Source organism: Echinicola pacifica DSM 19836 (genome assembly GCF_000373245.1).
GTDB classification, from domain to species: Bacteria; Bacteroidota; Bacteroidia; order Cytophagales; family Cyclobacteriaceae; genus Echinicola; species Echinicola pacifica.
Map to the genome: position 1 here is coordinate 795,213 of NZ_KB890739.1, position 15,182 is coordinate 810,394.

At 47.6% G+C, this 15,182-nt stretch carries 6 protein-coding genes; all 6 read left to right on the forward strand.

Features of this window, described 5'->3' with window-relative positions:
- Window positions 1-161: 161 nt before the first annotated feature.
- The 6 genes from B050_RS0107910 (at window position 162) to B050_RS0107940 (ending at window position 14,965) form a co-directional block, all read left to right on the forward strand.
- Window positions 162-3,635: a glycosyl hydrolase gene (locus B050_RS0107910; protein WP_018473371.1), complete on the forward strand. Its 3,474-nt coding sequence runs from the start codon at window positions 162-164 to the stop codon at window positions 3,633-3,635.
- Between the two features lie 159 nt (window positions 3,636-3,794).
- Complete coding sequence (locus B050_RS0107915; RefSeq protein WP_018473372.1) at window positions 3,795-4,736, forward strand: amidohydrolase family protein; 942 nt, start codon at window positions 3,795-3,797, stop codon at window positions 4,734-4,736.
- Between the two features lie 80 nt (window positions 4,737-4,816).
- Window positions 4,817-6,583, forward strand: a complete 1,767-nt coding sequence (locus B050_RS0107920) for a sulfatase family protein (RefSeq protein ID WP_018473373.1) — start codon at window positions 4,817-4,819, stop codon at window positions 6,581-6,583.
- Window positions 6,584-7,062: 479 nt separating this feature from the next.
- The gene (locus tag B050_RS22125) at window positions 7,063-9,900 is read left to right on the forward strand and encodes a DUF1549 domain-containing protein (protein WP_018473374.1); all 2,838 of its coding nucleotides are present in this window, start codon (window positions 7,063-7,065) and stop codon (window positions 9,898-9,900) included.
- A 51-nt stretch (window positions 9,901-9,951) separates the two neighbouring features.
- Window positions 9,952-11,403: a DUF1501 domain-containing protein gene (locus B050_RS0107930; RefSeq protein ID WP_018473375.1), complete on the forward strand. Its 1,452-nt coding sequence runs from the start codon at window positions 9,952-9,954 to the stop codon at window positions 11,401-11,403.
- Between the two features lie 727 nt (window positions 11,404-12,130).
- A complete protein-coding gene (locus tag B050_RS0107940; RefSeq protein WP_018473377.1) occupies window positions 12,131-14,965 on the forward strand; it encodes a family 78 glycoside hydrolase catalytic domain in 2,835 nt (944 codons plus the stop codon).
- The last annotated feature ends 217 nt before the right edge of the window (window positions 14,966-15,182 follow it).

Consider the following 15,182-nt stretch of genomic DNA (forward strand, 5'->3'; position numbering starts at 1 on the left):
CCATAGTTCCTGCGGTTCCTTCAGGATTAGCTTAGGTCGCTTCGCTCAAAATAAATTATTCCAAGAGGGAAATGGCATTCTACCATACTGATTTCCTCTGATTTAATTGACGATCACAGCCCCGATTTACTTAATAGTACACCCAATGACCCTAATCAAATATGAAGTCCTATTTTTATTTATTTCTACTTATCGCAGCCACCCATTCTCTAGTAGGCTGCAAATCCCCCGAAAACATTCAGGCTACCACCTCCTCTGCGGCAGCGGATTCGGAAGGATTCGCAGCATTGAGCAGGGGCTTTTTGGCACCTGATAGATCTTATCATCCCGAAACCTGGTTTCATCTCAATGGAAACAATATTACCAAAGAGGGATTGACCCTAGATCTGGAAGCGATTAAAGCAGCCGGGCTTCAGGGGATACATCTATTTAATAAAAATGGCAGGCCTTATCCGGATGTGCCTCCTGTGGAGATCTTGTCTGATGAGTGGGAGGATATGATCAGGCATGCTGCCGATGAGTGTCAGCGTCTTGGACTGAAGTTTACCATGCAGAACTGCCCCGGCTGGTCGATGACCGGCGGGCCATGGGTGCCCGTGGAGGAGGCTCAGCGGGAACTGGTGGAGACCGTTTACCAGCTTGAGGGTGGGCAGCATTATGATGAGGTGTTGGCTTTGGATGAGCGCTATCCTACGGAGGATTTTGATTATCAAGAGGTCCGTGTATTGGCTTTCCCCAGGCCACAAGGCGATGAAAATGAGTATTATATTGCCAAAACTATTAGTAGTAATAATCCTGTGGTTCCCTGGGAAATGATTTTTGATCCCAGAAAAACCTTAGATTTTAATGCAAAAGATCTACCTGATTCTCTAAAAGCTTTTGCAGCAAAGGGGATCAGTGATATTGATGGGGAACACAGCTGGGTGAAGGTTGGGTTTGAGGAAGAAGTTAGCCTTAGATCCATCAAATTGTCCCCTATTCGTACCATGATTATGGATCGGCAATATCCAGTGGTGGAAAAAGAAGTCAAGGTGCAGGCCTTCATCGATGGAGAACTTCAGGAAGTCGCCACCCTAGCCATTCCCACAGCCAATTGGACCGATAGCCAGTATGATCTTACCCTTGCCGTTCCAGAGACCCGCGCTCGGGAATTTATATTGACTTTCCAAGGGCAGCATCCGATTTTGCCGAGCTCCATCCAGCTGACTGGCCAGTCACGAACCCATAATCATCAGGCTAAGGCTGCTAAAGCCCTGCGTGGGTTGGAGAAGGAAAGTAAAAACCATTATACTCAGGAGGCATATATTGACCCAAAAACCATTCTTGACCTCAGCGATAAGCTAGACGACTCTGGGCGCCTGACGTGGGAGGTTCCTGCTGGCAGCTGGACCCTTATCCGCTTTGGTCATATCAATATGCGACGGACCAATAAACCGGCCGTTCCGGAGGCCACAGGCTGGGAAGCGAGCAAAATGGACAAGACCGCCATTGAGAATCACCTCAGGAATGGGATGATCGGTGATCTGATCAAAGATGGAGGCCCTATCAGTGAGGGGAAACTTTATGGATTATTGATCGACAGCTGGGAAAGTTTTATTCCCACATGGACCATAGATGACGAAGGCATGCTGGAGGAGTTTAAGACAAGAAGAGGCTACGATATGAGCCCCTATTTGCCCGCCACCATGGGCTATATCATAGAAAGCCCAGAAGTTACCAGCAAGTTTTTACGTGACTTGAGGCAGACCACAGATGATGTTATTGTAGAGAATTTCTTTGAGCATTTTGCTACGATAGCGCATGAGATGGGCGCATTAGTTTATACAGAGGGAGCAGGCGGCGAGGTATTGCCGGTGGACCCAATGCGGTATTACGGAGTTAGCGATATACCCATGACCGAGTTTTGGTATCCCAAGGCACCATCCAATCAGAATGAATTTGCGAAACCTATTCTCTCCGCCGCCTCAGCCATGCACTTATATGATAAGCCTTTGTTGGCTGCGGAGGCCTGCACCCAGCTGGATGTTCAGTGGAATGAGCATCCTTTTGATGTCAAATACCTCATCGATTATAATTTCACCAAAGGCGTAAATCATTTGGTGTTTCACACCTTTTCGCATACTCCGCAGAAGGAAGTCTATCCAGGTTCTAGTTTTGGTGGGAATATTGGTTTTCCACTGGTCAGACAGCAGACCTGGTGGAAGTATATGGCGGATTGGGTGGACTACCTTAGCAGAAATCAATATGTATTGCAGCAAGGAGAATACGTGGCCGATGTATTATGGTACCTGGGAGACCATCTGGAGAGACCTCCTTTTGATCTGAATGACTTCCCGGAAGGCTACCGATATGATTACCTGAATGCTGAGATCCTGCAAAGCCGCCTATCGGTGGAGCAGGGGGCAATAAGCGTAAAGGGCGCAGGGAAATACCGAATAATTATGCTGAGAGATTCTGAAGAAATGACTCTTAAGACTCTCCAAAAGCTTCAGGAATTGGTGCTGGATGGGGCGGTGATCCTTGGAGATAAGCCGATGAGCTCTCCAAGTCTGATGGATGGCGAGGCGGATATAATGCTCCTTCAGGAAATCTCTGACCAGCTATGGGGGAAGACCAAGCGAGGCAGCCAAAACGTCGGCAAAGGAAAAGTGTATTGGGGCATGTCTGTGGATCAGGTGCTGCAAGCCGAGCAGGTTGAGCAGGACCTCATAGTGCCAGAAGGGCTGGATATCGACTGGATTCACCGTCAGACGGATGAGGCAGATATTTATTTTGTTTCCTCCAAAAGCCCAAATGCAATAGACGTCTCCCTGAGCTTCAGGACCCAAAAGGGCTATCCTCAGCTGTGGGATGCCTATACCGGCGCACAACATGACGCCTTGGTTTGGACTAAGGAGGGTAGCAGAACCCAGGTGGCCCTTTCTCTGGATGCCAGTGGAAGTCAGATTATCGTGTTTCCAAAAGGAGATAAGAAGCCATTCGCCACTAAAATCACCTCCGGCCAGCAGACGATCTTAAGCGCGGAAAGTGGCTGGTCTCAGCAGCATCCTGAAGGAGAAACTTCCACGCTTCGCCTCAAGGATGACGGGATTTATTTCACCAAAGCAGGGGAATACCAGGTTCAGTCCAGCACCGGAACGCGGAAGATTCAGGTGAGTGTGAAAGAGAGGTCATTACAGGAAAACTGGTCGGCTGCCTTTGAAGGAGATTGGGATACTGCTAGGGAGCTTCAAATGGATGAACTTATGAGTTTGACCGACCTAGAGGATGAGGCTATCCGCCACTATTCGGGTACGGTAACTTATACCAAAGAACTGTCCGTGGATAACCTGGGGGAAATGATGCAGCTGGACCTGGGAGCGGTGGCGAATATTGCCGAAGTATGGTGCAATGGCCAAAAAGTGGCCGTCCGCTGGGCTCCTCCCTATATCTTTGACCTCAGTCAACACCTGAAATCCGGAACTAATGATTTGACGATCAAGGTGACCAACACCTGGAGAAACCAATTGATCTATGACCATACCCGCAGCGCGGATAATAAAAAAACATGGACCACTAATCCACCCGCAGCGAGTGAAAAAACTTTGGACAAAGCAGGATTAATCGGGCCTGTTCGCTTATTAACTATCAATTGAGATGCCCATAAAAAGATGTTTATTCCCGAACCCTGTCGTCCATTGAATTGGGGAATAAGTAGTAATGGGCTACCGAAGCAAATAGCCTTAAGAAAAGAGAGGCTTTGTTTGGCTAAAACTTAGGGGCTTGGGAATGATATACCTTAAAATAAAATAAAAATGGCAAGGATTATAAAGCTGATAATGGTGATGCTAAGCGTTGGGGCGGGGTTTTCTAATCCACTTCAAGCACAGGAAACCGGCGGTGCTGCACCAATGCGGATAGATACACATATCCATTTGTATGACACAGAGCGGCCAGGAAGTAGCGTTTTTTTGGACCCTGTAAAGCATAAGAAGATCTATTACCCACATTTGGAGAAGGATTTCCTGGATATCGCCTCGCCCGCAGGGCTGGACTTTGCGGTGGTGGTGGAAGCGAGCAAGCGGCGTGAAGATAATTTCTGGCTTATGGATATTGTCAATCAGTCCAGCAGCTTATTGGCCTTCATCGCCAACCTGGATCCGAGAGACGAGCATTATATAGGGGATTTGGATCGGCTGTCCGCCAATAAGAAGTTTCGGGGAATACGGATTCGTCCCGACCAGCCGATTGATCTTGGGGATGATCTGGTACTGGAGAAGCTTGGGGAATTGGCAAAGAGAGGCTTAGTCCTGGAGTTACGAGAGAATGCAGGGCCCTTGGCGGCGATAGAAAATATCGCAAAGCACTATCCGGATATGCCCATTATCATCGATCATATGGGAGGCGGAAAAATCAGCCAAGGAAAAATTGTTCCCTCTACCTGGAATAATCGGCTGCAGAAACTCGCGGCAATACCCAATGTTTATATTAAGATATCCATGCTTTACACCCTCTCAGGCCAAAATCCGGCACCTACTCAGCCGAGTTTTTATAGGGAATTTATAGATCAGGTGGTCAAGGCCTTTGGTCCAAAACGAGTGCTCTATGGAAGTAATTGGACGCTTTCGGAAATGAGAGGCTCCTATGCAGATCTTGTTCATATCTATGATCGCTATCTTGAGGAGCAATCGGTATTGACTGCCTATGATTTATATTATGGCAACGCCATCCAAGCCTATGGACTTAGGGTAGAGTAGTGATTGGTTTCGAGGTTCAGGCTCTTTTGCTTGTAATGATATAGGATAAAAAGAAGTATTAAATAATAAGAAAATCAATTATGAAAGAACGTATTAAATTGACTCGGCAGATCCCGAGCTTACGATGGATCAATGCCCTGATGCTTCTGACCTTGCTGAGCAGCTGCGGTCAGGGGAAAGAAAGCACCGTAGTGGACACCGCCACCGCTGAAAGCCAGGAAATGGACCGACCAAATATCCTTTGGTTGGTGACGGAGGATATGGGGCCCTATATTGCGGCCTTTGGGGACTCCACGATCCAGACTCCTAACCTGAGCAGATTGGCGGCAGAAGGGGTGATCTACCCCAACTTATATTCCACTTCCGGGGTATGTGCTCCCAGCAGGGCGGCCATCGCCACAGGCATGTACCCTTCCAGCATTGGTGCAAATCATATGCGGGTCAGTTCCTATACCGATGTGACCGGACTGGATGCTTATGAAGCGGTGCCCGGGCCAGAGGTGAAGATGATCAGCGAGTGGCTGAGAATGGATGGCTATTATTGCACGAATAATTATAAAGAGGATTACCAATTTAAAGCCCCCGAAACTGCCTGGGATGAGAGCAGTACCTATGCCCATTGGCGAAATCGCGGCGCCGATCAGCCGTTTTTTGCCGTGTTTAACTTTACCAATACTCATGAATCCGGGCTCTTTGAGCCTTATGGATTTAGGAATATAGAAACTCGCCATTACCATAGCGGCGATAGGGATTACGTCTGGCCCAAAAAAGGTAATATGACCGAGGAGGAGACCCCCGTGCATCTCCCGAAGGATACCGAATTCCCCATCCCTCCCTACCTTCCCAATACCGAGGTGGTGCGCAGAGATATGTGGAAGATGTATAATAATATCGCAGAAATGGACAAGCAGGTGGGAGCAATATTGGACCAGCTGGAGGAAGATGGATTATTGGAAAATACCATCATTTTCTTTTATGGAGACCATGGCGGGCCCATGCCAAGACAGAAGCGTCTAATCTATGATTCGGGGCTGAATACCCCCTTGATCATTCGTTTTCCTAATGGACAGCATGCCGGTACGGAGGATGATCAACTGATTAGTTTTATCGATTTTGCCCCTACCTTATTATCCCTGGCAGATGAAGCGCCAAAGGATTATATGCAGGGAAAGGCCTTCTTGGGAGAATATAAAGCCAGCAAAGAAAGAAAATACATTCATGCCGCTGCGGATCGATTTGATGGATTTACGGATGTGATCCGTGCCGTTCGTGATAAGAAATTTAAGTACATACGGAATTATAGACCCGAACAGGGCTATTATTTGCCAATAGTTTATAGAGAAAAAATCCCTACGATGGAGGAAATGCTGCGGCTAAGAGATGCCGGCAAACTCAATAGCACGCAAGAGCATTGGTTTCTGCAAAATAAACCTGCTGAGGAGTTGTTTGATTGCTCCACGGATCCTCATGAGCTTCATAACCTCGCAGAGGATCCTGCGTACTCAGAGAAGCTGGATGAGTTGCGTGCAGAGATGGATCGATGGCTCCAGGAAATCGGAGATGATCCTACGGTGCCAGAGGAGGACCTGATCACCAAGCTGTGGAATGGCAAGGATACGCAGCCAAAAACTGCCAAGCCAGACGTTCAGGTGGAGGATCATAAGGTAAGCATCAGCAGCGCTACTCCCGGAGCTTCGATAGGCTATCGGATGGTGCAGGCCGAGGAGAAGATGCCTCAGCCCTGGACAGTGTACCAAGGGCCCTTTGACTTGCCGGAAGGGAAGGAGATAATGGTGGTGGCCCACCGAATAGGGTACAAATCCAGTCAAGTCGTAAAAGTAAAATAATCAGAAATCAGGGCAGTCCATTGACTGCCCTTTTTTTATGCCCTCTGTAAGCTTAGCTGTTTTTAAGGGCAAAAGTGGAATGAATAAATGCGAGGTCAATAAGGATTTTTTTTAACCGACAACTCTTTGACCCTATCCTGAACAGGAAATGTCACCTTAGAAATTATTATAGTAATTCTCTTTTATAGATTTATTATTTCCAAATAATCAAATGTGATTAGGCCAGAAATCCATATATAAAGTGATTTTGAAGCCTTAAAGGCAGTGAAATAGTAAGATACAGGATGGTATTTGCTTTAAAAGTTTTTAAACTTAATAATTGAAACTAGGGACTTCCTTCTAGGACGATATCCTCAGTGAAGTCATTTGATCTATACGGAGAGGCTGGGCCAGGAAGGCCAAGGCAAACAAATATCATCGATTGGCTAGCCGTACTCGGTGGGATTGCTATTTAAATTAGGTATTAATAGAAGATAATTATGAGTGAAATTGATTGGGTACTGAAATTATTAGGTCGCTTCCATCCCATGGTGGTTCATTTTCCGATTGGCTTATTGGTAATCGCTTTGTTTTTGGAGTTGTTTATCGTGCTACGCAAAAACCAAGGTCTGCGGCAGGGCGTAAACTGGATGGTGTATTGTGGTGGTTTTTTTGCGCTTTTATCCGCCGTCTTAGGGTATCTTTTACGGGTGAAGGACGAGTATTCCGGGGATTTGGTGATGGATCATCAGTACCTGGGTATTTCCACCGCCTTGCTTGCCGGTATTACTATTGTTCTTCTGAGGTATTCTCTCAGAGGGAAATTTAAGAACCTGCTGTACTACCGCATTTCTCTATTGCTGACCGTTGCCTTGGTTGGCTTTACGGGTCACCTGGGAGGGGCGCTGACGCATGGTGAGGATTATCTGACTAGTGTTTTGCCCGGAGGGCAAGAAAATAACCAGCAACGAAACAGCGGGGATTTACTGGCGGCATTAAGCCAAACGGATTCCCTGTCACTCCACCAAAAGGAGCAGCTAAGCGTGGAAGTTCGAGCGATATTTGCTAAAAACTGCTATCAATGCCATAGTGCTAATAAGAATAAAGGCGAACTTATCCTTAGCACCAAAGAGGGCTTTTTGGCGGGTGGTGAATCTGGAGAGGTGGTGACCAAGGGGCATCCAGCCAAAAGTGAGCTTTATAGAAGAGTGACATTGTCCCCAAATGATGAGGGGGTGATGCCCAAAAAAGGTAAGGTGCTTAAGAAAGAGGAGATAGCCTTGATCGAATTATGGATAGAGCAGGGCGCCCATTGGTCGGATCAGGAGGTGAAGCTGTTTCCTGAGGCTCCACTGGCGCTATCTAAGCCCGTCCTGCCTACTTCGTCGGATCAGCAGCACCCGATAGACCAGCTGATAGATGTTTATTTTGATAGAGAAGGGCTGGAATGGCCTGATGTGGTGGATGATAGGACTTTTATGAAACGGGCTTATATGGATGCGATCGGCTTATTGCCGGAACCTGCCGCCATTGAGCAGTTTGTCGCGGACACTAATCCCGAAAAGCGGAGCCTGCTAGTCGATGCCCTGCTGAGTGATACGCATAATTATACTCAAAACTGGCTAAGTTTCTGGAATGACCTACTACGGAATGACTATAGCGGAACGGGCTTTATCACCGGAGGGAGAAGGCAGATTACAGATTGGCTATATTCTTCCCTGCTCAGCAATAAACCATATGACCAAATGGTAAAGGAATTGGTCAATCCCACGAAGGATTCGGAGGGATTCATCAAGGGAATCGAGTGGCGCGGAGTGGTAAATTCCAGCCAGCGAACCGAGATGCAAGCCGCACAGAATATCGGTCAGTCACTGCTGGGGATTAATGTGAAATGTGCTTCCTGCCATGATAGTTTTGTAAGCAATCTGACCCTAGACCAAACCTATGGTTTTGCCTCCATCTTTGCTGACTCGGTGATGGAACTTAATCGCTGCGATAAACCCATAGGGAAGATGGCCAAGGTGAATTTTATCTACCCCGAACTTGGGGAGGTGGAAGCCGAAAGCCTAAAAGAACGACTGTCTAAATTGTCCACTGTCATGGTGAAAAAGGAAAATGGACGGTTATATAGGACCATTTCCAACAGGTTTTGGGACCGGCTGATGGGCCGCGGAATTGTGGTGCCGCTAGATGAGATGGATAATGCTCCCTGGGACGCGGACCTGCTGGACTGGTTGGCGGCGGACTTCATCGATTCTGGCTCGGACCTGAAGCATCTCATGCGCCAGGTCATGACCTCCAAAACCTACCAGCTGAAGAGTGTCTCGTATGCAAAACCAGAGCAGGTGAAAGATAATTATGTGTTTGAGGGGCCGCTGGTTCGGCGCCTTAGCGCGGAGCAATTTTCTGATGCCATCAGTCAAGTCGTCTCGCCGGTATTTCACGCGGTGGAATATAACCCAAGTGGGGAGCGGGTGATCGCTAAGCGAATATGGCATCAGGAAATAGAGTTTGACCGCACGGTACTTCCCAAGCCAGGCAAGCGGTATTTCCGAAGGACCTTTGAGCTTCCTCAGGGGGAGATAGCAGAGGCATTGGCGATGATCTCCGTCGATCATAGCTATATCCTCTACCTCAATGGTCAGCCGCTCATGAAAGGTCAGGACTGGAAGCAGGTGGATAAGATAGACCTTAAGAAGCACCTGCAGGCAGGGAAGAATATAATAGCCATCGAAGGAGAAAACGAAGGCAGTATCGCCAATCCCGCCGGGGTATTATTCTCCATGAAAATCCACTATGAATCAGGAGATCCGGTGGAAATTAATTCGGATACCTCATGGAAAACCACCGATAAGGTGGAAGGTGATACATGGCTCGCTACAGACTATGACGAAGAAGGCTGGAGGCCCGCGAAGGACTATGGAAATGCCAACTGGAGTACTTTGGTACGTTTTACCTTTGCGGATCAGGAAAACCAATTTGCACGCGCCAGTCTGGTGAAGCAGCATCCCTTCCTCAGCACCCTGGGGCGGCCGAGCCGGGAGATTGTCACCACTTCCCGTGAGGATCAGGCCACTTTATTGCAGGCTCTGGAACTTACAAACGGCCAGTTTTTCAATGGTGTACTGGAAGAGGGAGCCCAGGAATGGCTGGAGCGATATGGTGCAGATAGCGAGCGTATGGTGGATGACCTTTTCCTGAAATCCCTTGGTAGATCCCCTAGCAAGAAGGAAAAGGGCGTGTTGCTGGAGGCCCTTGGCAGCCATCCCGAGAAGGAGCAGCTGCAGGATGTATTCTGGACGATGATGATCTTGCCAGAATTCCAGTTCATCAATTAAGCCTCATTTGATTAAAAATACGATTCAAGATAACTGACAATAAGCAATACTATGGAACCAATAAATTCACGCAGGGACTTTATCAAAAAGATGACCGCTGCCAGCTTAGCGGCTTCAGCGACCAGTCTTCCATTAGCAAGTTTTCTGAGCTCCTGCACCGGACCCACAAGCGAGATTTCGTCCACTGCGGATACGGTGATCCTTTTATGGATGGCGGGAGGAATGGCACATACAGAGACCTTCGACCCAAAGGCGTATGTGCCTTATGAAAAGGGAGTGGAGAGCAAAAGGATTCTCAGCACCTTCCCCAAAATCCCCACAGCGGTGGATGGCCTGGAGTTTTCCGAAGGCTTGGAGTCCATTGGAAGTGTGATGGACAAGGGGGCGATTATCCGCTCGTATAAGGCGGCCGATTTGGGACATATCCTTCATACGCGTCATCAGTATCACTGGCATACCTGCTATGAGCCACCTCAGTCTGTGCAAGCACCGCATCTGGGGGCATGGATCGCCAAGGAGCTGGGACCTGCAAATCCCGTGATTCCACCATTTATTTCCATGGGGCAGCGATTTACAATGGGAGAAGCAGAGGAGTTAAAGGCCTTTCATACTGCGGGCTTCTTAGGTTCTGAGTTTGGTCCATTCCTCATTCCGGACCCTTCCACAGGGCTGGACAGTGTGAAACCTCCGCAGGGAATGTCCCTTAAGAGATTTGAAGCGAGGTATAAATTGTATAAGGAGCTGGTGGACAAGGGCGGCCATATGGAGCAGGGAAGTGACTACCAAAGAGAGTCGCTGATGCGCTCCATGGAGCAGTCGTATCGCTTATTGAACTCTCCCGAATCGAAGGTTTTTGACTTGTCGGAGGAGCCAAAAGAGGTATATGATACGTATAATACGGGTCGTTTTGGCCTAGGATGCCTGTTAGCAAAAAGGCTGGCTATGAATGGCGGAAGATTTATCAGTGTTTCTACTGAGTACGAGCCTTTTTTGGGCTGGGATACGCATGAAAATGGCCACCTCCGCGCCAGAAAAATGAAGGAGCTGATCGATCGGCCCATCGCTCAATTGATCAGAGATCTGGACGAAAGTGGCCACCTGGACAGGACATTGATCATCCTAGCCAGCGAGTTTAGCCGGGATGCCATCATGGAAGGCCGACCCGGTGAGCAGGTCAAAGATCAGGTGGATCAACCTGATGTGATTGAGGATGAGAAATTCTATGGAATGCACCGGCACTTTACCGATGGCAGCTCTATCCTAATGTGGGGTGGAGGCGTGGAAAAGGGCTTGGTATATGGCAAAACCGCCGATGAAAGACCTTGCTCTTCTATAGAGAATCCAGTGGTAATCGACCAGGTGCATCAGTCCATCTATCATGCCCTGGGCATAGCTCCTGAGACCCATTATACGATAGAAGGAAGGCCATTTTATACCACTCCCGACGGAAGCGGCCTGCCGATTCTGGACCTTTTTGGAAAACCCATTTCCAGCAAAACTTAATGCTTATTCGCATTTTGGTTATTGGTGAACTCAGGTATTATCTATGGCTCTCGCAGCAGCCCAGCCCTCCCGTGGTGCTTTGAGCCGGGATTTGCCCTGTGGATCACCAGGCTTTCCTACTTTCTTTTCTCTTCCCATTGGATATGACTCAGGAGTCAGCGATACCTCTTATCTCGGATTTTTTTAATGGTCGATTTTAGGATTATAGAATCTTAAGAAACTAAGCCATATGCGTCATAGTATGATACAGGATGCCATTTTGCAGGAACAGAGTTAATATTGTTTATGCCCTTTGAGGTGATGGAGGCTATATTCTGGAATAGCATAGGAGACTATCTTCCTCCGCCATCTGGTATGGCTTAAGGTCATTGGGCGTATCACAGTAATTGGATCTACGCCCCGGACCAAGGTATGCCCAAAAGGGCTAAGGAAGGCGTGGTGGGGACGTTGGAGAAGAGGATAAGGCCCATGATTGTGGAAGGGAACTCTCAATATTGCCGCAGGCAAAATAAGGAAGTAGATCCTCCAATAATAATGGAGGAGCATAGCGGATTTGGGTGTTGAGCGTCCTTCAGTCAACTGTTGGGCGCTTATTTTAAGTGATTACCTATTCGCCCATCGGAGGATTCATAGTGTCTTCCATCGCAAAAAATAAAATTAGAAGGTTTCAATTTATTTGATCCTAAAACACAACTATAATCTCTGCTAAACCAAGCCCAAGACAACCATGAAGCATATTAGTATTTTACTGATTTTATTTTTATTTGCCCTTCACCAACCGCTAATCGGTCAGTCGCTCGACTTTAAGGAGCTGAGCTGTAATTCCATGATCAATCCATTAGGGATAGAGACGGCCAATCCGCTTTTGTCCTGGCAGCTAACTGCCGATGGCTACAATCGGGAGCAGTCTGCGTACCATGTTTTGGTGGCTTCCAGCCCTGAAAAACTAAGTGCCGAAAAGGCAGATTTATGGGATTCCCAGCTCATTCATTCTTCCCAATCGGTCAATATAAATTACCGGGGAGCGCCTTTACAGGCAAAGAAAAGGTACTATTGGAAGGTAATGATCGTGGACGAAAAGGGCCAATCCAGCGACTGGTCCCCGGTACAGCACTTCGAAATGGCGCTGATGGAGCAGCGAAACTGGGGGGATTCTCAGTGGATCAGTCTCAGAGAAGATAGCCGAACTTCTGAGCATCGCTACAGGGACTATCAAACCTCCCAGATGCAGCAGCCGACTAAGGTGACCAGCCAGGCGGCGGGATACTTCAGAAAGCTGATCGATACCCCGACAGATGTCCAAAGTGCCCGCGCATATATCTGCGGACTGGGCTATTATGAATTGTATATCAATGGTCAGAAAACCGGGGATCATGTTCTCGATCCCGCCCCGTCCAATTATGATAAAGAAGCTTATTATGTGGCCTATGATGTGACAGATCAGTTGCAGGCAGGCAAAAATGCCCTAGGGATAATTTTAGGAAATGGTTTTTATGGACAGAATATTTCCTGGAAAAATGATCCGGAATCCGATAGAGATCTTTCTTATGGCATGCCTGCGGTAAAGCTGCTGCTAGAACTGACTTATGAGGATGGGACAGAGGAGGTGTTTTTTACCGATAGCAGTTGGAAGGAATCCACAGGACCGATCGTTTTTGACAATATCTATGGGGGAGATACCTATGATGCCCGCTATGAAATCAATGGCTGGAATGAAAGTGCTTATGATGATTCTCAGTGGAATAAGGTGAAAGTGGTATCTCCAGAAGTAAGAAATATCAGTGCGCAGCAGATCCCACCGATTCGAAAATTGCAGGAGTTGAGTGCAAAAAGAGTGTTCAAATCGACTTCGGGGAAGTGGATCGTGGATTTTGGGCAAAATATAGCTGGGTGGGTAAAGCTACAGGTGCAGGAAAAAGAGGGTGCTCTCATCCAGATCATCACCACAGAAGCCTTGACTCAGGATGGAAAAGACATCTTTCCCGGGGCCACCGGTGGTGGAGCCAATGGGATGAAGCAGCTCTATGAATACGTCTGCAAAGGCAGTGGCATGGAGACATGGGAACCGAAATTCAGTTATCATGGATTTCGCTATGCAGAGATTACCGGCATTTCCTCCAAGCCAGATGTGGAAACGCTGAAGGCTGTCTTGGTGGCGACAGCCATAGATGATAAGGGCCATTTTAGTAGCAATGATCCTCTGCTTAATAAGATGAATACGGTCAGTAAATGGACCATCGTGGACAATATCCATGGAATACCAGAGGACTGCCCCCACCGTGAAAAGTGCGGATGGCTCGGAGATTCCCATGCTTTTTGCGAGTATGCATTGTATAATTATGAAATGAATAATTTCTATAAAAAGTACATGGAAGACATCCGCACCCAGATGAGACCTGCTCCAGGGATAAATCAGCCTGAGCGAATCTTTCAGGTGCCCACCATGATCGCCCCTGGCAAAAGAACCTCCTCACTTGCTAAGCTGGACTGGGGAGTGGCCACTATGTATCTGCCTTGGTACAACTATCTTTATTATGGTGATACGGCCATCGTGAGGGAGTTTTACCCGGAGATGAAGGGGCTTACCGAATATTATTTGACTTTCAAGGATGACCAAGGAATAATCCAGGACGGGATGGGCGACTGGTGTCCGCCACGCTGGGACAGGAGGCTAAATCCTGAGGCCATGGAATGTGACCCGGTGATTTCTGCCAATGCATACTTTTATGATATCCTGCAAGCAATGGAAACCATGGCCAGGATAAACGAGGATCATTCCTATGCCCAATCGCTAGCGCAGGAAAAAGACGCCCTCTTCGAGGCTTTTAATAAAACGTACCTAATCGATATTCCTGCCACGGAATATAAATGGTATGGCAGTCAGACCGCCACCGTGATGGCCCTGCAGTTTGGAATGGTGCCCGAGGATCAATTCGACGCCGTGCTGGAGGGATTGGTATATGATATTAAGGTAGTCAAAGGCGGCCATCACTCCACCGGCATTCATGGCAATCGATATATCTATACCGTATTGAGCAAGTATGGAAAGGAAAATCTAGCTTATGAAATCCTTACCACACCCACTTTCCCCAGTCAGGCTTTTGTGCTCAACTATGGCTTTACGACCTGGCCTGAGCGGCAATTTGAATGGGATAAGGTAGAAAATCTTACCAACTCACTAAACCATCCCATGCACAGTGGCTTTGCTGCTTACTTCTTTGAATCCCTAGGTGGAATAAAAACCACTCAGGAAAAGCCTGGTTTTAAGGAGTTTACGGTACAGCCAATATTCCCTGATCAGATCACCCAAACTGAAGTGCTGGTACCCACCAGATATGGCAATATCCAGAACAGCTGGAAGCTGGAAGGCAGCGACTTTTCCATGCAGCTAACCGTCCCTTTCAATACCAAAGCTCGGGTGATACTGACTGATGTGCAATGGGCAGCACTGATGGTAAATGGGGAGAAATTCCCTAAGGCAACCAGGAAAGAACTGCCTGGGGGATCCGCTTTGATCTTAGGCTCTGGCGTTTATACTTTGAGTTATCCTCATATCAGGTAGTAAGATTCAGCTTATAAAATAGGTGATTGATAATACCAGAATCCTGTATCCTTACCTTAGCCCCGGCGATCAGGCAGAAGGATACAGGATACCTTTTTGAATAAATAATCCTAAAATTGATAGAGATCGGTAGGCTTATAGTGTGTTTACGCTTAGGATTGCAGAGAGAGGATTTCATTCAAAGGGGGGAAAGATAGACCAGAGATAGGATAATATG

Coding starts and splice junctions, on each gene's coding strand:
- B050_RS0107910 (WP_018473371.1), top strand. CDS start 162: ATGAAGTCCTATTTTTATTTATTTCTACTTATCGCAGCCACCCATTCT.
- B050_RS0107915 (WP_018473372.1), top strand. CDS start 3,795: ATGGCAAGGATTATAAAGCTGATAATGGTGATGCTAAGCGTTGGGGCG.
- B050_RS0107920 (WP_018473373.1), top strand. CDS start 4,817: ATGAAAGAACGTATTAAATTGACTCGGCAGATCCCGAGCTTACGATGG.
- B050_RS22125 (WP_018473374.1), top strand. CDS start 7,063: ATGAGTGAAATTGATTGGGTACTGAAATTATTAGGTCGCTTCCATCCC.
- B050_RS0107930 (WP_018473375.1), top strand. CDS start 9,952: ATGGAACCAATAAATTCACGCAGGGACTTTATCAAAAAGATGACCGCT.
- B050_RS0107940 (WP_018473377.1), top strand. CDS start 12,131: ATGAAGCATATTAGTATTTTACTGATTTTATTTTTATTTGCCCTTCAC.